Source organism: Bacillus sp. FSL K6-0268, assembly GCF_038005425.1.
Taxonomy (GTDB): domain Bacteria; phylum Bacillota; class Bacilli; order Bacillales; family Bacillaceae_G; genus Bacillus_A; species Bacillus_A thuringiensis_S.
The window spans coordinates 2,469,995-2,491,073 of the sequence record NZ_JBBOTF010000001.1 but is presented as its reverse complement, the minus strand read 5'-3'; the positions used below and the strand labels follow the sequence as shown (position 1 = coordinate 2,491,073).

Below are 21,079 nucleotides of genomic sequence, written 5' to 3'. Positions count from 1 at the left end.
CGCAGCAGTTACCCAATGAACGCCTTCTGTTGGAATTCCAAAGGAGTATAAATTAGGATTAACTTTACCGTTTTTATCTATTAATCTATTTGGGGGGGAGTCACTGCTAAACCTCCACTTTCAAAAATATAATTATTGTTCGTTGCAATCTTAAATTCTGAGGCTAGACCTGCTTTTAACATATTTGAGATTAAAATATTTTTACTTTGATTTATATTAACTGAGGGTAGTCTAGCATCAATTAGGTTCTTTGCATGAAATATCGAATCCTTAACACGGTTAGAGCTAATTTTAAAATCTTTATTTATAGGTGAAGTAGCTACAGTTGCTTCAGGTCCAACTAAAACTAAAATTCCGGCTCTTATTAATGCCCTCAATTCTTTGATTCTTTGAACAGGAGGGCCAATTGAAAGAAATGCGTTTAAAGGTGTATACCAATTGCGTAACTCTTCTTTATAAGATTCAGCATTTATTCCTCCATGATCAACAAGTATTCTTATTTCGTTTCGGATATCCCTTAAAACATCTAATGCGGCTTTTAGTGGACTGTTTTTATTACCCAGGTTTGCTTCGTTAATATCATTATGTAAGTAAGTATCTAACCAATTATGAAAGTCTGTTATTGAATTAAATTTTTTATCACCATAAGGACAACTAATTTTGTGCCAATCAAAAAATAGTTCTGATTTTACTCCAAAGTTGATTAAAAGATCCTTATGGTATTCTATGGCACAATTAACAAACTCGTAAAGGAACTGACAAGATTTTTCTATTTCATAGAGATTGCGAATTAAAGTTGTATAATAGATACTTTCAACTTCCAATTTTACGAAAGGCCATATCTCTTTTTTAAAGCTTAGGTTATTTTTATGTTTTAACTGCTCGATAACTTCATTTTTTAGAAATAGTGGGATATGTCTTTCTGAAGAACCTTTTTGATTTTGTCCCCTAGAGTGATAAGGTAAGCCTCGCCTAGAACCTGCAATTAATAAAGGTTCTTTACCAGAGGGAATGTAATTTAATTTGTCATTAATTTCTTCAAACTTTCCATCTCTCCCACTTGTTAAAAGTGACATGTAATCAAAAAAATTAAGGCCTAATCCCCTTATTATTACGGGAGTTTTAGGTTCTATTGAATCTAAATTAACATCTGCTGGATTGGATGGTGGGAAGTAATTTAGGTTGTTACTATTAGCAAACTCAAAGAAATGTTCTTCAGCTGAAGTTAATTTCTGATCTGAGTGCCCAGTTGTAAAGATAACCTTTTCAGCTTTAATTGGTGTTAAAGACTTATTAAGAAATAAAGTATAATCTTCATTGTTCGGATAGAGATTAATTAATGTGTCTTGAATTAAGTTAATCTTAATATTTGAGGGTAATTCTTCAAGAATAGTATTAAATGAATCTTTAAGATAATAGCCGTATAGAGCTCTTGTAGGGTAAGAGTTAGGTTCTAAGGAATAAATTTCTTCTGTAATAACGGTGGGCATATCCAAAGTGTCAATTTTATCCCTTAATTCATTTGCCCATTCTAATAGACTAGGCCCATTAACGATAGGACCCCGACACTGGACGCTATCATCAGTAAATAAAGTGATTTGCGAAGCCACTGTATTCATTAAAAGTTGAGGTGACTGGTCTGTTCTCCATACAGCTCCACCTGGAGGATGTGGATCAACCAAGGAAATTTCATAAGATTCTGATTTTAATTCAGATAAAATATTAGAGACTATTCTTTCAAATACTGATATACCTCTTGGTCCTAAACCTACTATCGCAATTTTCATATACTCACACCTATCCTTTCTGCAAGATCTAATTTAATCCGTTATGTAAAACAACATAACTAGTAGGTGCAAAAAAAGTCAAGTGTAAAACTAAAAAAATAATTTACTAAAGGGTGTTTAAATTGGAATTTAAAGAGAAAATTAAGTTATTTCGAACGTTACATGATCAAAACAATCCATTAATGCTTCCAAATGCATGGGATGCATCAAGTGCTAAGATTTTTGAGAGAAACGATTTTCAAGCGATTGGGACTACTAGTGCTGGTATCGCAGCAACCTTAGGTTATCCAGATGGCGAGAAGATTCCTTTAGAGTTAATGTTAAATTCCATTAGTAATATCTCGAAAAATACCAAACTTCCTGTTTCAGCTGATATTGAAGGAGGATATGCCGCTAATATTTTTGATTTACGAAAAATATTAAATGAGTTAGAAAAATTTGAAGTGGTAGGTATAAATATAGAGGATGGGAGAGGTACGTATTTAAGAGAAATTAATGAGCAAAAGGTCATTTTAGACTTTATTAAAGCTTATTCGCCTCATCTTTTCATAAATGCAAGAATTGATAGTTTTTGGCTAGATATTGGCGATTTAAAAGATCGTATTAAGGATGTAATCGTTCGTGCAGAAGAATATAAAAAATCCGGAGCAGATTGTATTTTTATTCCTGGAGTTAAGGATATTGAGACAATAAAAGTACTTAGAGAAAATATAGAGTTACCTATAAATTTGCTTCAAAGTGAAAACTTAAATTCCATGCAAAACATAAAGACACTAAAAATTGAGAGAGTGAGTCTTGGATCTTCAGCTTTTAGGAATATTCTAACAAACCTTGATAAGATAAGCAGCACCTTTAAACAGGGGAAATTATTACATTCAAATGGAAACTTAACCTATCAAGACTTAAACTTGCTTATGGATTGATTTTTTACAGGTGAATAAACTACTAAAAATAGTTATTTCTATAATTTTCAAAAAAAAGTTTCTCAACCTGAAACTATCAGACTATTATGTAATTTCTCTTTTTTGTGTGTTATGCTAGATTTATCAAATGTAGGAGGTGATTACATATGATCGTTAAAGTAAAAAAAGCTTCTAAAAAAGTAGTTGCTGCTAATGCACTTACTAATGTACCAGGTTAAGTCATTAAGAAGAACCGGATTTCCGGTTCTTCTTAATTTTTTAATTAATCAATTAATTAAGGAGATGTTATAAAATGAAACCAAAATTTAAAGAAACTATCCCTTATTTTTTCCTAAATAAAGAAATTCAAATTGGTGAAGAAGAAGGTTTAGCAGGTATAATTCCAGACCCTACTGGTAGCATCTCATTTCTAATAAATAAATTAGATGGCCAGAGAAACATTCCAAACATCGTTCAAGAAGTACAAAAAGAATTTCCTGATATTAGTTCAAATGAAATTATTGAGGCTATAAAAGTTTTAGGAAATGAAGGTTATTTAGAAGATAATTCAATTGTACCAGAACTCAATGATTACACCTTAGAAAGATATAAAGCGAATATAAATTATTTTTCACTATTCACGAAATTCGGAGAAGATAAATATAAAATTCAAGAAAAGATTTTAGAAACGCCTATTGCACTTCTTGGTGTAGGAGGACTTGGAACACAAGTACTGTATCATTTGGCAGCATTAGGATTTCATAATATAAAAGCTCTGGACTTTGATAATATTGAATTAAGTAATTTTAATAGACAGTTGCTTTATTCGGAATCAGATATAGGGAATAGTAAGGTTGAAATGGCTAAAAAGCGAATATCCCAATTCAACCCTAATGTGGATCTTCAAATTATAAATAAGAAAATAGAGTCACCTCAAGATGTGATTGAACATATTGAAGGAACTGAGCTTGTGATATGTGTTGCAGATAAGCCAACATTACATATTGCAAACTGGGTAAACGAAGGTGTGGTTAAATGTAATCTGCCAATGATTTATGGTGGAGTATTAAATACTCGTGGTAGATTCTTTTCTATGATTCCTTCTAAGACAGGTTGTGTACAATGTCACATTAATTATGCAAGACAATTAAACGATAAACAAGACGAGCAATTAGAAGCTATGAATAACATGGAGTTTACTAGAAACAATGCTGCTATAAGTCCAAACGTAGCTATTGTAGCTGGAACAATTGTTAATGAAGCATTAAAAATTTTAACGCAGATTGCACAACCTATTTCTTTAGGGAAAGTTATGGAAGTGGACTTTTTAACCCTAGAAACTAATACTGTTTCTTCGTGGGAAAAAATGTTAGATTGTCCTCTCTGTGGTCAAGTAGTTAAAAGTGAAGTGATTTGATATGCTACCTAAAGTTTTTTTAAATAAGAATTATGTAATACTTTTTTCTGGGATGACAATAAGTAAATTAGGAATGTGGTTCTTCACTATAGCAATTCCATTAATTGTTTATGATTTAACCCATTCTCCAAGTAAAATGGCCTTCGTACTAGCATTAGAGCTTGGAGCCCAAGTTATTTTTAGTTTAATAGGTGGGGCATTAGCAGACCAAATGTCTAAAAAGAAGATAATGATAATAGGAGACTATGCTTCAGCGCTTTTTGTACTCGTAGTTCCTATACTTTTTTTAAGTGGTTATAACAGCATAATAGTTATATATATTGCCGCTTTTACCTTATCTGCTTTAGCAGCTTTTCATCATCCTAGTTTTGAATCTGCAGTTCCTGAAATCTTATCTAAAGAGGATCTTATTCAAGGTAACTCATTCTTTAGACTAAGCGAAACGATTATCACATTCTTGGGACCTGCCGTAGCGGGGATTGCAATAGCGCTTTTTGGGAATTCGAATGTTTTATTAATAACAAGTGTGGCCTTCTTTTTATCAGGAACAATATTTTTATTTTTAAAATTTAGAGATTTTGCTGAAGAAGAGAAGAAACGCCCTGAATTAGTAAAACCTATTGTTGAAGGACTAAGATATGTCTTTGGAACGAAAATTATCTTAGTTGGTTCTCTAGTTATTTTTGGTATTAATATAGGATTTGGAGCTGTAGAATCTCTTTTTATGTATTACTTGAAAGATTATCTAGGCTTGAGTCCTATAAATATTGGATTAATTTTTTCATTACAGGCAATTGGACCAATTTTGGCTGTTTATTTTGCAAGTAAATTTAAACATATTCCAAGAGGAAATGTTATTATTTATTCAGGGATTGTTATAGGACTTGCCCAGATGCTCCTGTACTTCTCTCAATTCAGCTTAGTAATTTTAGTATTCTGTCAAATTTTTATTAAAGGATCAGTTACTTTATTAGCTATTAATTGGTTTACATTGCGACAAGAGACTGTACCTAGCAAGTTGCTCGGAAGAGTTATCAGTTCTACTAGAATGGTAGCATTTTTAGCTTTACCTTTTAGTGCTATGATAGCTGGCTTTTTGGCTGAGTCAATAAATGTTTTGTCAATCTTCTTAGTTGCAGGTGCTTTCGCGATAGTATCATCAATCGTAGGTGTAAGTCTTGGTTTATTTGATAGAAAAAGATTAGATAAGATTCAAAATGATACAGCATTGTAATTAGTTAAGTGTAAAGGGAGTTATTTTATGAACAAAATTGAACTAATAATTATGAATTCTAATGAAGTACGCCGGAGAAGTTTAAATTTATGGAGTTCTATTCCCAGTGAGGTTTTATTTCATAGGGTTGATTCATCTTCAATGACTATATTAGAACAAGTACGGCATGTTTTAGAAGCTGAATATTTATATCTTGAAATTTTAAAGACTAGAAAAAGTTTGCCCTATAGCGATGATGAACCAAATCCTTTCAATACACGCGATTTTACAACCATTCAAGATGAGGTTGATTTTGCAAAACCTTATCGAAAAAATTTCTTAGATTTTATAATGGGATTAAATGAGGAAGATCTTGAAAATATAAAAATAGATCGCTCAGATGTAGGATATACTAGAAACCTTGGAGATATGTTAATGAGAATGGCGTATCATGAAGCCGTACATACAGGGCAATTATTAAGAGATATGAGGGCTTTAGGTTTAAAAAGACCTCATCTATGGGATTAAATTAAAAATGGTTATCCGTTAGCATTCTAAATAAATGTTTCTATTTCTGACGAGTTATACATGTTAAAATATATAACATGAGTATGTAGGGGGAAGAGTTATGAGCACTGAAGAGTTTTTAACAGATATTCATGAGCACACTCCGAGTTATAGACAGATAAAAATGGAAGCGTTGAGAAGATTTCCTAATGAACGTTTGCAAGTTATTGAATATATATAAGAAAATGCAAGTTTATACGATTATTTAATATGTTTGTTAGATATAACACAGAATGCTCTGGTGAATGAATCTGTACGCAAATCGGAAGGCGAGTTAAAGAAGTATGAGTTTACAGCAAGTGAATTAGAAATGTTGTTTAGTGGATTCTATGTTGCAGTTAGGCAATTGCCTGAGAACATTGGACCTAAAATTTATGAAGCTATTCGATGCAAAAGTGAAGACGTATTATTGAAGTGTTTAGAAGAATCAATAAGAGGGTCTGAAGAAAAGAAAAAAGAAAAAAGAAAAAAGCGGATTTTAACATTGAAATTTATCGTACAAAGAATTGACACTTAAATCCCTCACAAACGTTACAGAAAGATATAAGACCTAAGTTGAAAGAAAAGTAAAAGGTCAATGGATATAGTTATATTGTGCAGTTGATTCAGAGGGTAATACAATTGATTTTTATCTAAGTAAATCAAGAGATAAACCAGCAGTCAAGCGCTTTTTCAAGAAAGCCTTGGCTTTTTCGCATGTTTCTAAACCTCGTGTGATAACAGTAGATAAGAACCCTGCCTATCCTGTAGAGATTCAAGTCATCTAAAACAGCAATCTCTATATTGAGTGGTGTCGAATCTATGCATATGATAAAAAACGGGCAACTTGTTTTACCGGATAAGTCTGTCCAAAATCAGAAAGAATTTATTCCTAAATGGTTTGGCTTAGCTTCATAAGATAGAAATGAAGAGAAAATTGCTATTCTATGTTTTCAACTAACATTTTTGCACCAGAACCGAATCTTCAACGAATTTACTATGTAACATGGCTAACACCTGCATCCTATTATTAAACGGTGTTCCAAATGCACTAACAATTAAGCTAATACCAGTTGCTAATGCTCCAACTACTAATTTCTTGAACATAATAAATCCCCCTTAATATTTTTTATAACTTGCACCTTAAATATATCACTTTTCTTATTTTGTAAATGTTTTGAATTTGTAGAAAAGTTTATTTGAATCTTATTAATATTGGTAATTCATTTTATTAAGTGGAAAATAGAGGGATTTTTATAGGTATGTAAAAATACATAATAAATGAACCGAATATTATGATATACTCTCAAAGAGCTGATACAAAACTTCTTTAGATTGGAAAACTAAAGTCTTATCTACCCAATTGTGGGGGCACCTTATGGCGTCTTTTTTTTATAAGAAACCTCCAAGCATTCATACACTTGAGGGTTTATCAATTGAAAGGTAGGGCTGTTTGGAGTTCCTTAAATTAAGAACAAAGCAGGATTATTCCTAAACCAATTAATAGAGCTGCAGCAAACGCTGGAATTGGCACAGGGATCTCGATACTTTCTACAACTAAGAAGTATTGTCCACTTACTACTTTAAAACAAACTAATTGCATTAATTAAGAGTTTTAGTGCACTACTCCTTGGAAGTTGATCTTGTAGCGCTCTTTCTCGTAATTCACTATGTTTTCCAAAGAAAATAGTGAAAGGCAAGGCGATGAATACATTTACAAAATGACAAAACTGTAAGAATACACGAATGTTTGTAAGAAAGTTCGATGTTTTCCTTTTTCTTTTTTTATTATAGTGAAAAAGAAGGACGAAATATTCTCTTATGTAGGAAAGGAAGATAATAATGATTGATCTATTAAATAAATGGATGTTAGAAAGTACAGGCAATTTCAATATCGTTGTAGGAATTACAGCACTTCTATTTTTGGGTTCAGTAATTGCACTTATTATTATTTACAAAAAAATTGGTAAACCAGATGAAAGCACAAATGCTATTTATTTAAAAATTACTTCTCGTATGTTTACTACTCAAATTCTAATGAATGCTATATTTATTTCTTTAGTTGGTAAAGATATTGAGAATTTCCGTCAAATCTTTATATTATTTGAAGCTTTTGTATTTTTTATTGGAGCTATTTATTCGTTTAAATTATATAGACAGGAATATAAATAATTCACTTGCAAGAAACAATAAAAAAACTGCACCCCAATTGTTAGACACAGTCTAACAATTGGAGGTGTAGTTTTTTTATGACTAAATTTACTTCAGAAGACAAAATGAATGCAGTAATACATTATCAAGATGGAAGTGAGAGTATAAAAGATATTGCGAAATCATTGGGAGCGAATCACGAAGTGGTTCGCATGTGGATAAAACAATTTGAATATCATGGAATCCGGGCCTTTGAAAAAGGCTATACAACGTATTCTGCACAGTATAAACTAGACGTACTAAATTATATGTTCGAAAATGGGACGTCTCCAAACGAAACGGCAGTCATTTTTAATATTTCTTCACCTGGACTTATTAGAAAATGGCGTATTCAGCTACATCAAAAAGGAGTAGACGCCCTTAAATCGAAGAAAAAGGGGCGTCAATCTATGACTAAGGACAGTCAAAAATCAATTAAGAAACAAACACAAACAGAAGAGTCAGTAGAAACATTACAAGCTGAATTGGAGCGTTTGCGTATGGAGAATGCTTATTTAAAAAAGTTGAATGCCTTAGTTCAAAACAAGGAAAAATCACCAAACAAGATAAGGCGCAAGTAATCTATGAACTAAGGAAAGCATTTCCGGTGCAGGCACTTTTAAAATTAGCAGAACTCCCACGAAGTACATATTATTACTGGATACAGAATTCTAATCGACCAGATAAAGATAAAGAGCTAAAGATCCTTAATTCAAAACATTTACGATGAACACCAAGGTCGTTATGGATATCGCCGTATTCGCGATGAGTTAATGAACGAAGGACACAAAATCAACCATAAAAAAGTTCAACGAATTATGAAAGAGTTAGGTTTAAAGAGTCTAGTTCGTATGAAAAAATATCGCTCGTATAAAGGACAAGTAGGTAAGATTGCGCCAAATATTTTAGAACGTAATTTTAAAGCTGAAAAGCCGAACGAAAAATGGGTTACAGACATAACAGAATTTAAATTATGTGGCGAGAAGCTCTACTTATCACCGATGTTAGATCTATTTAATGGAGAGATAATCGCTTATACAATTGATTCAAGACCAACCTATTCACTTGTATCGAAGATGTTGGAGAAGTCTTTTCAACAATTGACAGAAGAAGACGAACTCCTTATTCACTCTGATCAAGGCTGGCATTATCAAATGAAGAAGTATCGTCACGCCCTAAAGGAACGCAAGATTACGCAAAGTATATCTCGTAAAGGGAACTGTTACGATAATGCGGTTATTGAAAGTTTCTTTGGTATTATGAAAACTGAATTTCTTTATCTAAAAGATTTTGAAAGCATAGAACACTTTAAACAAGAATTTGAAAAATATATCGATTATTATAATCACAAAAGAATTAAGGCAAAACTAAAAGGCATGAGTCCGGTACAATATCGAACTCATGCCCTAAAGGCTGCCTAATGAAACGACCTGTCTAACTTTATGGGGTCAGTTCAGGGATGGGATTGAGTTTTGAGGGACTGCCTTTTGGTGGTCTTTTTTGCATAAAATCTTGTAAAGCAAGAAAAAGTAGAATATTAATATTCTAATATTCAATAGAAAGATAAAGTGTTTAAAAGTTCAAAATAATACATTATAATCTATTTAGTAAAATTAACCAAAATATATTTTGCTTATTATGTATTAAAGGGGAAATGAAAATGGCTGGACAAATTCGTATGTCACCAGAGGAGCTTAAATCAAAAGCGGCTCAATATGGACAAGGTGCAAATCAAATTGAGGACATTTTAAGTCAACTACAAAACTTGCAAAATGAATTAAGAGGAGAATGGGAAGGTCGTGCTTTCGAAGGTTTTGATCAACAGTTCAATGAATTAAAGCCAAAAGTACAAAACTTTGCACAGCTATTACAAGAAATTAATATGCAGCTGAATAAAACTGCAGAAGCTGTTGCTTCTCATGATGAAGAATTATCACGTAATTTCGGTTTGAAATAAAAATTGTCATACTCTATATAACAAGCATTTCAAATGAGCCATACAGCTTATATTGTATGGCTCATTTGATTGCATGCCTAGAGCGAGTGATATTGATAGGGATATATATTTTATGAGATTTCTTTGATGCGTTTGGAAAACTTATAGAAAGGGTTTGAAAGAATGGGACAATTTCAAAGTAATTTACAAACAGCAACGCAAATTGCTACGAAAATGGAATCAGCCTCTGATAGGATTCAAAGTGTAACAACTCGTTCTATAACAAAGGCGACGCGTACAACATTATCTGTTAACTTCAAAGCACAAGAAGCGAATCAACAAATATTAGACTTGACGAAACAATTTTCCGCTGCCTTTCAACAAGCGGTTGATAATATTCATTCGGTATCTAATGAATTTGAGAGAATGGATAACGAACTTCACAATACTTTTCGCTAATGTGACAACCTACGTAAAGTAAAATAGTAGGAGGAAAAAGATGAGTCAAGATATTGAAAAACAAATTAATCAAGTAAATCAAAAGTTACGAAGTGTATTTGAAGAACAAGACCGAAATCAATCTGCGATTCAAGCTCAAGAACAAGCGGAAGCAGATTTTTATGAATGTAGAAGTCGAAATCGTCGTTTGTTTGATCGAATTTTAGGAACTTGGCATGGTGATAGAGAAATGTCCCAGTTTTTTATGAATACGTATCAAGATGCACAACATATTGAACGAAAAGTCACATTTGAATTGGAAAACAAAAAAGAAACGTTGCTTAAAGAAAGACGAGACCTTAATGATTTAGAAAACGCCCTTTCCTATCAACAACAACAATTAACAAGGGAGGTCAATGCATGAGTTTAAATATGTATTTGGGAGAGGTACGAAGCCAAACTCAAAGCATGAATGCTGTATGTACCGCTACTATTCAAGGTATGGAACAAGCCATTCAGTCGATTGACGCTTTTGCAGTTGATACTGTTTTACAAGGGCAAACATATAGTAGTGCAAAAGCATTTTTTGTACAAACCTTTCGACCTTTGGCACAAGGAATCATTTATTTGTGTGAAGAATTAATCCGTCAAAATGATGCTTTTCCAAGTGACTTTCAATCACAGGTAGCTCAGGCAGATGTAATTGAACACGAGATATTAGAACAAATTCGGGAAATTGACCGAATGAAAACAAGTATGGAAGCTGTCAATCAAGCTATGCCAATGCCGGGTATGGATGCCATGGTAAATCTTTTTATTGTTATGAGGAAAAAACTGCAAGAAAAGCTGGATCATTTGTATCAATTCAATCAGACCTCTAGTAATAATTATAGTACAGCAATTCAATTAGCAGCGAGTATTGCTGCAGGTCTTGCGGAAGTCCAAAGTGGGAAAGGGTTTAGTCCTGCAAGTGGTACATTTAGTATGCAAGGGTTGAATATGGAATGGACAACTTCAATTCAAGCGATTACAGAAGAGAGGGCACGACAAGCTGCCAATTCAATTGAAGAAGGTGAAATGTGTGGTAAGCTACCAGAAAAATCTACTGGTGAAAAAATATGGGACGGTATTGTAGATGGTACGGGACAAGCAGTTAGCGATACAATAGACGGAATAAAAGCTTTAGGAGATTGGGAAACGTGGGAAAACATGGGGAACGCTGCTTTGCACCCTATTGATACCCTTAGTACGATGTATAATGCATTGTCAGATTCATTTATTAATGATGTAATAAATGGAGATGCTGAAAGTCGTGCTAAATGGGGAAGTTATGCTTTAACACAAGTTGGATTAGGACTTATTGGTGATAAAGGATTAAGTAAAGTATCGAAGGTAGCAACTACTGCAAATCTAACAAAATTCTCAGAAGGTATTTCGTCTGTTTCGAATCATTTACCATTGAAAGAACGATTTGCATTCGCAGGTACTAGTGGCTTTGGTAGCAATCAGATAAAAACATTTGAAGTTTTACAAGAAGCCCGTGATACATTTATGTTTTCTGAAACTGGTGGAAGAAGTAGAGTTAAAGGTGTACAAGAAGTAATAAAAGATTATGCGGATAAAGTTCTTGATAGAGTTGAAGTGAAAAATGAGTATCCTGATTCGTATACAGCATCTAAAATATTACGTGAAGAACTTAAGGATGCAGGGATTGAACCACCCCCATATTCTAATGCAGCACATCATCTAACACCTTGGAATGATAGTAGGGCAGAAAAGGCACAAAAATTATTAAAGGAATTTGGGATAGACCATGATTCGGCGGCTAATGGAGTATTTTTACCTTATAAAGTTAATAAATACGTGACTACTGAAGTCTTACACATAGGAAAGCATAGTTCAGAGTATATACTTGAAGTAGAGAGAGTATTAAGTCTTGTTAAGAAACGGGGCGGTACTCAAGAAGATGCTGTTGACGCCTTACATGATATAAGAGAACGTTTATTGAATGGTGAATTAAAATTAAATAAACCGAAGAAAGAGTAATCTTATAATAGAAAAATAACAAAGGAGAGTAAAAATGAAAATTTGGGAATTAAAGAGTTCATTTGATGACTATGAATCCTTTCAACTATTGAACTTAGAAGAAGATTCTAAAAAGTATTTTGAAGGGAAAATTGACTCGGCAGTAAAAGCATCTGATTCATGGGGAGAAATACGTATTAAATGTGTAGAAGAAGGAAATCAAAGTGATTTGCCTCATTTTTGGGGAGAAGTTGGTACGCCAATGGTTAGTGGGAAAGCTAAAAAATTTTTAGAGTCTATACTTGGTGATAATGTAGAATTTCTTCCCCTAATTCATGATGTGACGGGAGAAGTGTATTATATAATTAACGTTTTAAATGCACTAGATGCTATTAACTATGAGAAAGCTATACTAAAGAAACTACGTTCTGGCTTAGTAATAGATTTCAAAAAATACGCATTCTTACCTAATATGGTTAAGAACCAAACAATATTTAAAGTTTACTTAAATGAAATATTACATATTCCTTCCGTTTTTGTATCAGATGAATTTAGAAATACAGTGTTAGAAAGTGATTTAAAAGGTTTTGAATTTATCGAGGTATGGGATTCAGAAGCAAACATGTAAAAGAAAGTCCTAAAATAATTGATAGGAGTTAGTGACATGGATGTAAAGGATTTAAAAATTCTAAGAATGTTAAACAATTATGAGGGAAATGAAAAAGAAATTTTTGAACTGATTCAAGCTGAAGCAATGGTGAAATTTATATGTAGAAAAATATGGTTTTAGAAATTGAAAAAATAGAGAAAAGTTTTAATGATAAACTGAATACACCAGCAACAGATAGTGAAGTTCAGAAATTAAGAGAACGCATGAAAGAGAGTTATAATGTTGACCTACCGAGTGAATATGAGGAGTTTCTTAAAACTGTAAATGGATTAGATTTTAACGGGCTAGTACTTTATGGAGTTGACTCTTATTTGTTAGATACAGAAAGGGACGAATCAATTTGCGGGCTTATAGAAACCAATGAGATTTGGTATGAAAATGAATTTCAAAAAGAGTATCTTTTCTTTGGCGATTCAAATATTGCGTGGTTTTGTAAGAGCTTATCAGACGGTACTTATTTAGAACTTGATAAACCATCTGGTACGGTAATGAACACATATAATGATTTTAATACAATGCTTGAGGAAGCGTTAAAAATAACCCTTCTTTAATAGGGGGTATTAAAAATTATGTTTAATTTTTTAAAAGAATATGTTGTAGCAGACAGAAGTGTCCGTTCTAAACAAAAACCTATTTTCTATCCTATATATCAAGATGAGATAGATGAGGCAGAAAGCTTATTACAAATGGAACTTCCAAAAGAACTGAAACGCTTTTATCAAGAAATAGGTTGTGTTTTTTTTAAGTCTGATACAAGAACGTTTTTCAACAGATTTATGGACCCGATTTCAGTTGCAGATTTCCGTTTAAGGCAAGATATTTATGAATATAATCCAAACCTAGATGATGATTCATTAGTGTTTTTTGAAGTAACAGAACTTAACTTTTTAACAATTAAATTTAAAGAGGAAAATGAATTAGGTCAATGTCCTACTTACTCTGAAGATGAGAAAATAGCGGATTCTTTAGAAGAATTTTTAATTAAAATGGATGAAAATCCTGACTATTATATTTAATCTTTTTAAGACTTGCATTAAGGTGTAGCATTTGAAAAATATCTAATCATGAGTAAAAAAGCTTATGTATAATGAAGTGAACCCGAATAGTGGTACATGAAAAAAACACCTCCTGAATTCGCATACTAAGTATGCAAATTCATTGGAGGTGTTTTTCGTTTGAAGACAAGAGTTCATTACCCAGAAGAAGTAAAGTGGAAAGTGATTGAAATGAAAAAGGATGGATATTCCAATTGGACAATTATGGAGAAGCTTGGAATTAAAAATGTTTCCCAAATTAAGACGTGGATGAAGTGGTATCGTACCGATCAAACGTACCGTTTTCAACAACCTGTAGGAAAACAATATTCTTATGGAAAAGGACCAAAAGAGCTCAGTGAATTAGAACAGCTACGTTTAGAAAATAAACATCTAAAAACAAAATTACTTGTATGGGGAAAGTATCTGGAAATCGAAAGGGGCTGAAACCAGAAACTGTAGTTACTTTATGGAGAAATGTACAAACAAAAATAACGGTAAAAGACTTGTGTAACGTATTAGAATTACCCCGTTCTACATTTTATCGTTGGTTACAACGAACGGAAGATCTGAAAGATGATATAGAAGAAAAAGTAAAGGACGTCTGTCTTAGGCATAAATTCCGGTATGGATATCGAAGAGTGACCGCTACTCTTCGAAAAATGGGACTGTGTGTCAATCATAAAAAAGTATTACGAATCATGAGACAAAATCATATTCTTTCAAAAGTGCGTCGAAAGAAAAAGAAATATATCAATGGTGCGGAACCAATGGTAGCCCCTCATCGATTGGAGCGCCAATTCGATGCATCCAAACCAAATGAAAAGTGGTTTACGGATGTGACGTATCTCTTATTTGGAGAGCGTACCTTGTATGTATCAACGATCATGGATGCCTTTAATCGTGAAATGATTAGTTGTGTCATCAGCGAATCACAAACACTGACATTAGCGATGAAAACATTGAAACAAGCAATGAGAGGGCGAAAAGTAAAAGATGTCCTTCTTCACTCGGATCAAGGAAGTATTTATACAGCAAAAGAATTTCAAGCGTATGCCAAAGAAAACGGCATGATCACCAGCATGTCCCGGAGAGGAAATTGCCATGATAATGCCGTCATGGAAAGCTTCTTTGGTCATTTAAAAAGTGAAGCTTTCTATTCACAAAAGATAACAAAAGTATCCAACACAACTGTGCGAAAGATTGTGCTAGAATACATTCATTACTACAATTGTGTGCGAATTCAAGAAAAATTAAACCACCTATCCCCTAAAGAATTTAGGGAACAAGTGGTTTAGGTGTTTTGATTGGTGTCCCGTTTTCGGGGTTCACTTCATAAGTAGAGGTTTTTAAATTATATCTTAATGAATTATGCCTTCTTAGATAAAGTAAATCGAGTTCAGATAAACGAAGATTATAGAATACATCATTTTAACTAGATTTATTATTAACTAAATTGTCCCCACCACCAAGCTCCGCCTCAATCTGCGAAGTTTTCGATGACTCATCCATACGCCAATACGTAATAAAGCTTATCGCGATACAGCCAGCTACGTAGAAGTAGAATAGTGATTCCATTCCGATACTCTTTAGCCATAAAGCGATGAACTCAGCTGTTCCGCCGAATATCGCGACGGTTAGTGCATATGGTAAACCTACGCCGAGTGCGCGGATTTCAGTTGGGAAGAGTTCTGCTTTTACAATTGCGTTAATTGATGTGTAACCAGTAACGATAATGAGACCGACCATCATGAGTAAAAATGCTACGATTGGTTCTGTCGTTTTTTCCATGAAGAAGAAGATCGGCGCTGTTAGTAATGTTCCGAGAATACCGAATGCCATTAATAGTGGGCGGCGTCCAATTTTATCGGATAGTAGCCCTGCAATCGGTTGAAGTACGACGAAAATAAGTAGTGCGACAAAGTTAATCCAGCTTACAACTTCTTTCGGAAGACCGACTGTGTTTACCATGAACTTTTGTAAATATGTTGTGTACGTATAAAATGCAACAGTGCCTCCTAATGTTAGGCCGACTACTGTTAATACTGCTTTCGGGTGTTTCATAAGCGCGCGAACGGTTCCTGCGCTTTCGCGTTTTTGTGATTTTATGTTTGAGAACTGCTCCGACTCATCCATCGTGCGGCGAAGCCATAATACAGCTACTGCGCCCATCGCTCCAATAATGAACGGGATACGCCATCCCCAAGCTTTCATATCTGGTTCGCTTAGTAATTGCTGAAGAACAATTTGAACGCCTAACGCAACCATTTGCCCAGCAACGAGCGTTACATATTGGAAACTTGAATAAAAGCCACGGCGTCCACTACTAGCCATTTCAGATAAATACGTTGCGGAAGTTCCGTACTCTCCGCCGAGTGATAATCCTTGTAGTAAACGGGCAAGAACTAAAATAATTGGTGCCATAATACCGATACTTTCGTAACTCGGTGTACAGGCAATAATTAAAGAACCACCGGCCATAACCGTAATGGAAAGCGTTAATGCTGCCCGGCGTCCGTGCCGATCCGCATAACGTCCCATTAATAAACTCCCGATAGGGCGCATTAAAAATCCAACTGCGAAAATAGCCGCTGTGTTTAGTAACTGACTCGTTGGATCGCCTTTAGGAAAGAACTCTGCTGAGAAGTAAACAGCGAAAGCAGAGTAAACGTACCAGTCGTACCATTCAATTAAATTGCCAACAGAACCTTTGAAAATATTGCCGGCGACTCGGTTAGATTTTGCTTGAGCCATAATCATTCCTCCTCTTGCTTATAAATAAAATGATAATTATGAAAGCGTGTTCATTATAGTTGAATTGTACTGTCTGTAGAATAAAATCTCAATATTATGACAATTTTATTCTTTTTGTACTTTATGTACACGGAGAGTTTTAATAGTTGCTTCATTATTCGTTTTGTCATAATAATAGAAAAAAGGAGATTGATAGTTTTGAATATTTTATCAAAGGATATGAAGTATGAAGAAATCACGCAAAGTGTCATTACAAACGAAAATAGTAAGCTTAATTATCGCGTTAATTTTATTTGTCGTTCTCCTATTAGCGGGAATATTTGTGTACATTCAGTCCGTTGATACGAAGCGCCAAGTGGAGCAACTAGCACTGCAAACAGCGAAGTCGCTTTCTTTTATGCCAGCTATAAAAGATGCTTTTCAAAATAACGAACATAAAAGTACGATTCAATCCATTGCGGAACAAGTTCGTGAGCAAGCTGGTGCAGATTATGTCATTATAGAAGATCGCTTTGGGGTGATGTATTCCCATTCTCATTCGGAGTTAATTGGCACAAAGAGTAACAATCCATATAACTATGAAGCACTCACTTTTGGTGGCTATTATACGCTCGAAGGAAATGGTGAAAGTGGTCCTGCTTTAATGGCGAAGGCGCCCATTATTGTTCATAACGGAGAATACGATCAAGTCGTAGGCGTTGTGACAGTAGAGTTTTTAATAAAAGGTATTGAATCTAACATACTGAGCAGAACGAAAGAAATTATACTCTTTTCCTTAGCTGTATTAGTAGTCGGAATTATTGGCGGCATTCTTTTAGCACGTAGCATTCGTAAAGATACACTCGGTTTGGAACCGAATGAAATCGCAGCGCTATACCGGGAACGAAGCGCAATACTACTATCTATAAAAGAAGGGATCATCGCTATCGATCAAAACGGTTTTATTACGATGATGAACACATCAGCAGAAGAAATGTTACATGTAAATGGTGATTATATGCAGCAGCACATTTCAAAAGTTTTACCGAATTTTAATATGGAAAGAGTGCTAGAAACCGATCAAGAAATCGCGTTTCAAGATAAAGTGTTTATTTTAAACATGACACCGATACTTGAAAATAATAGTACGGTAGGCGTTGTATGTAGTTTTAGAGATAAAACAGAACTGCAAAACTTAGTGAATACGATATCTGAGGTAAGAAAGTATTCAGAGGATTTACGTGCTCAAACGCATGAATTTACAAATAAACTTTTCGTCTTATCAGGATTACTTCAGTTAGGACATTACAAAGAAGCGATTGAATTTATCCAACAAGAATCTAATGTTCATCAAAGTCAAAACCAAATTTTATTTCATCAAATTCATGATGCGAAAGTACAAGCTATTTTATTAGGAAAAATCGGAACAGCGTCTGAGAAGAAAATCGATTTTCATATTGAAGGAGATAGTGCGCTTCATCCGTTACCAGACCATATAAAAGTTTCTCACCTTATTACAATACTTGGAAACATAATCGACAATGCGTTTGATGCGGTGAGTGAGCAAGAGGAAAAGAATGTTTCTTTCTTTGTTACGGATATTGGGCACGACATTGTGTTTGAAGTGATAGATAGTGGAGCAGGAATACCAGCTGAAAAAATCAAAACCATTTTTCAAAAAGGATTTTCAACGAAAGGAAATGATCGTGGTTACGGACTAGCAAACGTGAAAGAAATGGTAGATCTACTAGGGGGAACAATTGAAATTCAAAACGAGAAAAATGGGGGAGCTATTTTTACAATTTACCTTCCGAAAACATTGAGAGAAAGTACATGACAAACAGGGGGATGGGCATATGTTGAAGGTTGCAATTGCAGAAGATGATTTCCGCGTCGCGCAAATTCAAGAAGAGTTTTTATCGAAAATAAAAGACGTAAAAGTGATTGGAAAAGCATTGAACGCGAAAGAAACGATGGAACTACTACAAAGGGAAGAAATCGATTTGCTTCTATTAGATAATTATTTACCAGACGGAATCGGAACAGACTTATTACCGAAAATCCATGCTGACTTTCCAAACGTTGACGTCATTATGGTTACTGCGGCGAATGAAAATCATATGTTAGAAAAAGCAATTCGAAACGGCGTAAGCAACTACCTTATAAAACCGGTCACGTTAGAAAAATTTGTTCGCACAATTGAAGACTATAAAAGAAAGAAGCAATTATTACATAGTAACAATGAAATAAATCAAGCACTCATCGATAACTTCTTCGGCATTTCGCAAACACAAGACATAAAAAACTTACCGACAGGTGTGGATCCGTTAACACTGCAAAAAGTGAAAGGCATTATAAAAGGGTTCGAAGAGGGAATTACAATAGAAGAAATGGGAGAACAAATGGGGGCCTCCAGAACAACCGCAAGAAGATATTTAGAATACTTAGTAGCGACCGGCGAATGCACAGTAGAGTACACATACGGCATTATCGGACGACCAGAACGAAAATACCGAATAGGAAGAGGACTATGAAAAAACGATTATTACTATGTATATGGATCATGACAGGAGTAATAGTAATAGCTGGTTGTTCCTCGGAAAAATCCCATACGAATAAAGTGAACATCGACAAATTAGAAATCGTTGCGCCAAACGTTCAAGGAGCAGGATGGGACTTAACAGCACGAGCAATGCAAAAAACACTAACAGAAGAAAAAATCTTCACAAAACCAATCACAGTCACAAACAAAGTAGGTGGCAGCGGTGATGTCGGATGGAAATATACGAAACAAAAAGGCGGTCACGTACTGGCGATTAACTCAAGCTTACTCATAACGAACAACCTACTAGGCCACAGTAAACTAACATATAAAGACTTCACACCGCTCGCAACACTTGCATCAGATTGGGAAGTTGTTGTCGTATCAAAAGACTCAAACATAGAAAACGCAAAACAACTCATGGAACAACTAAAACAAAACAAGAAAAACTTCAAAATCGGCGTTGCCCCAGGCCTAGGAAACGACGATCACCTATCCTTCGTACAAGTAAGCAAAGCATTCGGCATAAACCCTGCCGAACTACAATTCTTCGTCTACGAAAACAAAGAAAAAATCATAAACGCCCTAACGAACAAACAAATAGGCGCCGCAACCATGACCCTATCCGAAGCCGAAAAACAATACAAAGCCGGCAAAATAAAAATACTAGCCGTATCCGCACCAAAACGTCTAGATCGACTACCAGAAATCCCAACATGGAAAGAACAAGGAATCAACGTCATCTTCCAGCACTGGAAAGGAATTATGGGCCCAAAAGATATGAAGGAGGAAGAGATTGCTTATTGGGATGATGTGATTAAAAGAATGGTGGAGAGTGATAGTTGGAAGGGGATTTTGAGGGAGCGGGGTTGGGAGAGTTTTTATAAGGGGAGTGGGGAGACGAGGAGGTTTTTGGAGGAGAGTAGTGGTTGGTATGGGGGGATGGTTAAGTTTAGTAATTAATGCATATTTATTTGTAAGAAATAGGATATGTGACATAAATAATGCCACATTATAAGTTATAATTTACTTATAAAAATTTATAAAAATGATTATTCAGGAGAATTGATTTACAAATTTATAAACGGCGGTGTGTGGAATGGATTATAATTTTGAGATTTTATCATTGTTAGATAATTCAATTGAGTTTGAGAAGCTACATAGTAAGTTTAATCGTTTTAATCCTTTTAAAATATTGAAGGTAGATAAGTTTGAGATTAGACATTCTAATATGATTGCTTGGCTACTTGATCCTATGGAAAATCATTACTTAGGTTCTATGTTTGTAAATAAGATCCTTTCTAGAACGTTTGTAAAAGCGGAGAATGAGGAGTTAATTGGACAATATAATTTTATTAAATTACATAAGCAGTCTCTTCAAGATTTGGAAGTGTTTCGCGAAGTACACTCTATTGAGAAGGTAAATATGTAATTATGCATATTTATATTTTTTTATTTTAATAGTAATTAAACCTAATATATAATTAAAAAGTTTTTTACGAATTGATAAGGAGATGCGAGTATGAAGAAAACCATAGGACTTATATTATCATTATTTTAATTACTTTCTACCTATGCACCAATGTTTACAGAGGAAGTCGAAGTTTTAAATCAAATAGGCCGCGTCAAAGAGAAAGGAGATTAGT

The 21,079-nt window shown here is 34.1% G+C and carries 21 protein-coding genes and 5 pseudogenes; 22 read left to right on the top strand and 4 right to left on the bottom strand.

The annotated features are described in order from the left end of the window. Nucleotides 1-80 precede the first annotated feature (80 nt). A complete protein-coding gene (locus MHI28_RS12880; RefSeq protein WP_340828019.1) occupies nt 81-1,787 on the bottom strand; it encodes an FAD/NAD(P)-binding protein in 1,707 nt (568 codons plus the stop codon). A 122-nt stretch (nt 1,788-1,909) separates the two neighbouring features. Between MHI28_RS12880 and MHI28_RS12875 the strand changes: the two genes are divergently transcribed. The 6 genes and pseudogenes from MHI28_RS12875 to MHI28_RS12850 all read left to right on the top strand — a co-directional run. Continuing rightward, nucleotides 1,910-2,710, top strand: coding sequence for an isocitrate lyase/PEP mutase family protein (locus MHI28_RS12875; RefSeq protein ID WP_000394562.1), 801 nt, complete (start codon nt 1,910-1,912; stop codon nt 2,708-2,710). Between the two features lie 292 nt (nt 2,711-3,002). Next, nucleotides 3,003-4,106, top strand: coding sequence for a HesA/MoeB/ThiF family protein (locus tag MHI28_RS12870; RefSeq protein ID WP_086413211.1), 1,104 nt, complete (start codon nt 3,003-3,005; stop codon nt 4,104-4,106). 1 nt (nt 4,107) lies between these two features. Further along, entirely contained in the window at nt 4,108-5,340 is a 1,233-nt protein-coding gene (locus tag MHI28_RS12865; protein WP_000937089.1) for an MFS transporter, read from the top strand. Nucleotides 5,341-5,367: 27 nt separating this feature from the next. Beyond that, the gene (locus MHI28_RS12860) at nt 5,368-5,847 is read left to right on the top strand and encodes a DinB family protein (protein WP_001033113.1); all 480 of its coding nucleotides are present in this window, start codon (nt 5,368-5,370) and stop codon (nt 5,845-5,847) included. Between the two features lie 280 nt (nt 5,848-6,127). Continuing rightward, nucleotides 6,128-6,403, top strand: a complete 276-nt coding sequence (locus MHI28_RS12855; protein ID WP_001005922.1) for a hypothetical protein — start codon at nt 6,128-6,130, stop codon at nt 6,401-6,403. Nucleotides 6,404-6,449: 46 nt separating this feature from the next. Next, nucleotides 6,450-6,783 (top strand): annotated as a pseudogene (locus MHI28_RS12850) (DDE-type integrase/transposase/recombinase); the annotation flags it as partial. Nucleotides 6,784-6,822: 39 nt separating this feature from the next. On the opposite strand, the gene MHI28_RS12845 reads toward MHI28_RS12850, so the two are convergent. Both MHI28_RS12845 and MHI28_RS36145 read right to left on the bottom strand, forming a co-directional pair. Then, nucleotides 6,823-6,972: a hypothetical protein gene (locus MHI28_RS12845; RefSeq protein WP_000473828.1), complete on the bottom strand. Its 150-nt coding sequence runs from the start codon at nt 6,970-6,972 to the stop codon at nt 6,823-6,825. A gap of 479 nt (nt 6,973-7,451) precedes the next feature. Beyond that, nucleotides 7,452-7,568, bottom strand: a pseudogene (locus MHI28_RS36145) (transposase); the annotation flags it as partial. Nucleotides 7,569-7,707: 139 nt separating this feature from the next. On the opposite strand from MHI28_RS36145, the gene MHI28_RS12840 reads away from it, so the two are divergent. From MHI28_RS12840 to MHI28_RS12785, 12 genes and pseudogenes are all read left to right on the top strand, one after another. Next, entirely contained in the window at nt 7,708-8,037 is a 330-nt protein-coding gene (locus tag MHI28_RS12840) for a hypothetical protein (protein WP_000566275.1), read from the top strand. A gap of 77 nt (nt 8,038-8,114) precedes the next feature. Continuing rightward, a pseudogene (locus tag MHI28_RS12835) lies at nt 8,115-9,476 on the top strand (IS3 family transposase). Between the two features lie 26 nt (nt 9,477-9,502). Continuing rightward, nucleotides 9,503-9,604, top strand: a pseudogene (locus MHI28_RS12830) (ornithine cyclodeaminase); the annotation flags it as partial. Between the two features lie 111 nt (nt 9,605-9,715). Then, nucleotides 9,716-10,012 (top strand): WXG100 family type VII secretion target, encoded by a 297-nt coding sequence (locus MHI28_RS12825; RefSeq protein ID WP_086413382.1) that lies wholly within the window; start codon nt 9,716-9,718, stop codon nt 10,010-10,012. A gap of 162 nt (nt 10,013-10,174) precedes the next feature. Further along, nucleotides 10,175-10,450 (top strand): TIGR04197 family type VII secretion effector, encoded by a 276-nt coding sequence (locus tag MHI28_RS12820; protein WP_086413383.1) that lies wholly within the window; start codon nt 10,175-10,177, stop codon nt 10,448-10,450. Between the two features lie 40 nt (nt 10,451-10,490). Continuing rightward, nucleotides 10,491-10,853, top strand: coding sequence for a DUF3958 family protein (locus MHI28_RS12815; RefSeq protein WP_000076127.1), 363 nt, complete (start codon nt 10,491-10,493; stop codon nt 10,851-10,853). Further along, nucleotides 10,850-12,475, top strand: coding sequence for an AHH domain-containing protein (locus tag MHI28_RS12810; RefSeq protein WP_086413384.1), 1,626 nt, complete (start codon nt 10,850-10,852; stop codon nt 12,473-12,475). Before MHI28_RS12815 ends, MHI28_RS12810 begins: the two co-directional genes overlap by 4 nt. Before the next feature lie 34 nt (nt 12,476-12,509). Then, nucleotides 12,510-13,082 carry an imm11 family protein gene (locus MHI28_RS12805; RefSeq protein ID WP_000707085.1) on the top strand — a complete coding sequence of 191 codons (573 nt, stop codon included), beginning with the start codon at nt 12,510-12,512 and terminating at the stop codon, nt 13,080-13,082. Between the two features lie 36 nt (nt 13,083-13,118). Continuing rightward, nucleotides 13,119-13,244: a hypothetical protein gene (locus tag MHI28_RS12800; RefSeq protein WP_340828018.1), complete on the top strand. Its 126-nt coding sequence runs from the start codon at nt 13,119-13,121 to the stop codon at nt 13,242-13,244. Further along, nucleotides 13,235-13,675: a YrhA family protein gene (locus MHI28_RS12795; protein WP_002162911.1), complete on the top strand. Its 441-nt coding sequence runs from the start codon at nt 13,235-13,237 to the stop codon at nt 13,673-13,675. Before MHI28_RS12800 ends, MHI28_RS12795 begins: the two co-directional genes overlap by 10 nt. 18 nt (nt 13,676-13,693) lie before the next feature. Next, the gene (locus MHI28_RS12790; protein WP_340828017.1) at nt 13,694-14,140 is read left to right on the top strand and encodes an SMI1/KNR4 family protein; all 447 of its coding nucleotides are present in this window, start codon (nt 13,694-13,696) and stop codon (nt 14,138-14,140) included. 159 nt (nt 14,141-14,299) lie between these two features. Next, nucleotides 14,300-15,456 (top strand): IS3-like element ISBt2 family transposase gene (locus MHI28_RS12785; protein ID WP_340828016.1). Its coding sequence is split into 2 segments (ribosomal slippage): nt 14,300-14,552 and nt 14,552-15,456, totalling 1,158 coding nucleotides; the frame shifts between segments, so codons are not numbered across the junction. Nucleotides 15,457-15,589: 133 nt separating this feature from the next. On the opposite strand, the gene MHI28_RS12780 is transcribed toward MHI28_RS12785, so the two are convergent. Next, nucleotides 15,590-16,912: an MFS transporter gene (locus MHI28_RS12780; RefSeq protein ID WP_000035841.1), complete on the bottom strand. Its 1,323-nt coding sequence runs from the start codon at nt 16,910-16,912 to the stop codon at nt 15,590-15,592. Nucleotides 16,913-17,138: 226 nt separating this feature from the next. On the opposite strand from MHI28_RS12780, the gene MHI28_RS12775 reads away from it, so the two are divergent. The 4 genes and pseudogenes from MHI28_RS12775 to MHI28_RS12760 all read left to right on the top strand — a co-directional run. Continuing rightward, entirely contained in the window at nt 17,139-18,728 is a 1,590-nt protein-coding gene (locus MHI28_RS12775; RefSeq protein ID WP_000749627.1) for an ATP-binding protein, read from the top strand. Between the two features lie 19 nt (nt 18,729-18,747). Continuing rightward, nucleotides 18,748-19,425, top strand: coding sequence for a response regulator (locus tag MHI28_RS12770; RefSeq protein ID WP_000921549.1), 678 nt, complete (start codon nt 18,748-18,750; stop codon nt 19,423-19,425). Continuing rightward, nucleotides 19,422-20,396: a tripartite tricarboxylate transporter substrate binding protein gene (locus tag MHI28_RS12765; RefSeq protein WP_000746670.1), complete on the top strand. Its 975-nt coding sequence runs from the start codon at nt 19,422-19,424 to the stop codon at nt 20,394-20,396. The genes MHI28_RS12770 and MHI28_RS12765 overlap by 4 nt, the downstream gene beginning before the upstream one ends. Before the next feature lie 136 nt (nt 20,397-20,532). Continuing rightward, a pseudogene (locus MHI28_RS12760) lies at nt 20,533-20,844 on the top strand (PD-(D/E)XK nuclease family protein); the annotation flags it as partial. Nucleotides 20,845-21,079: the final 235 nt, after the last annotated feature.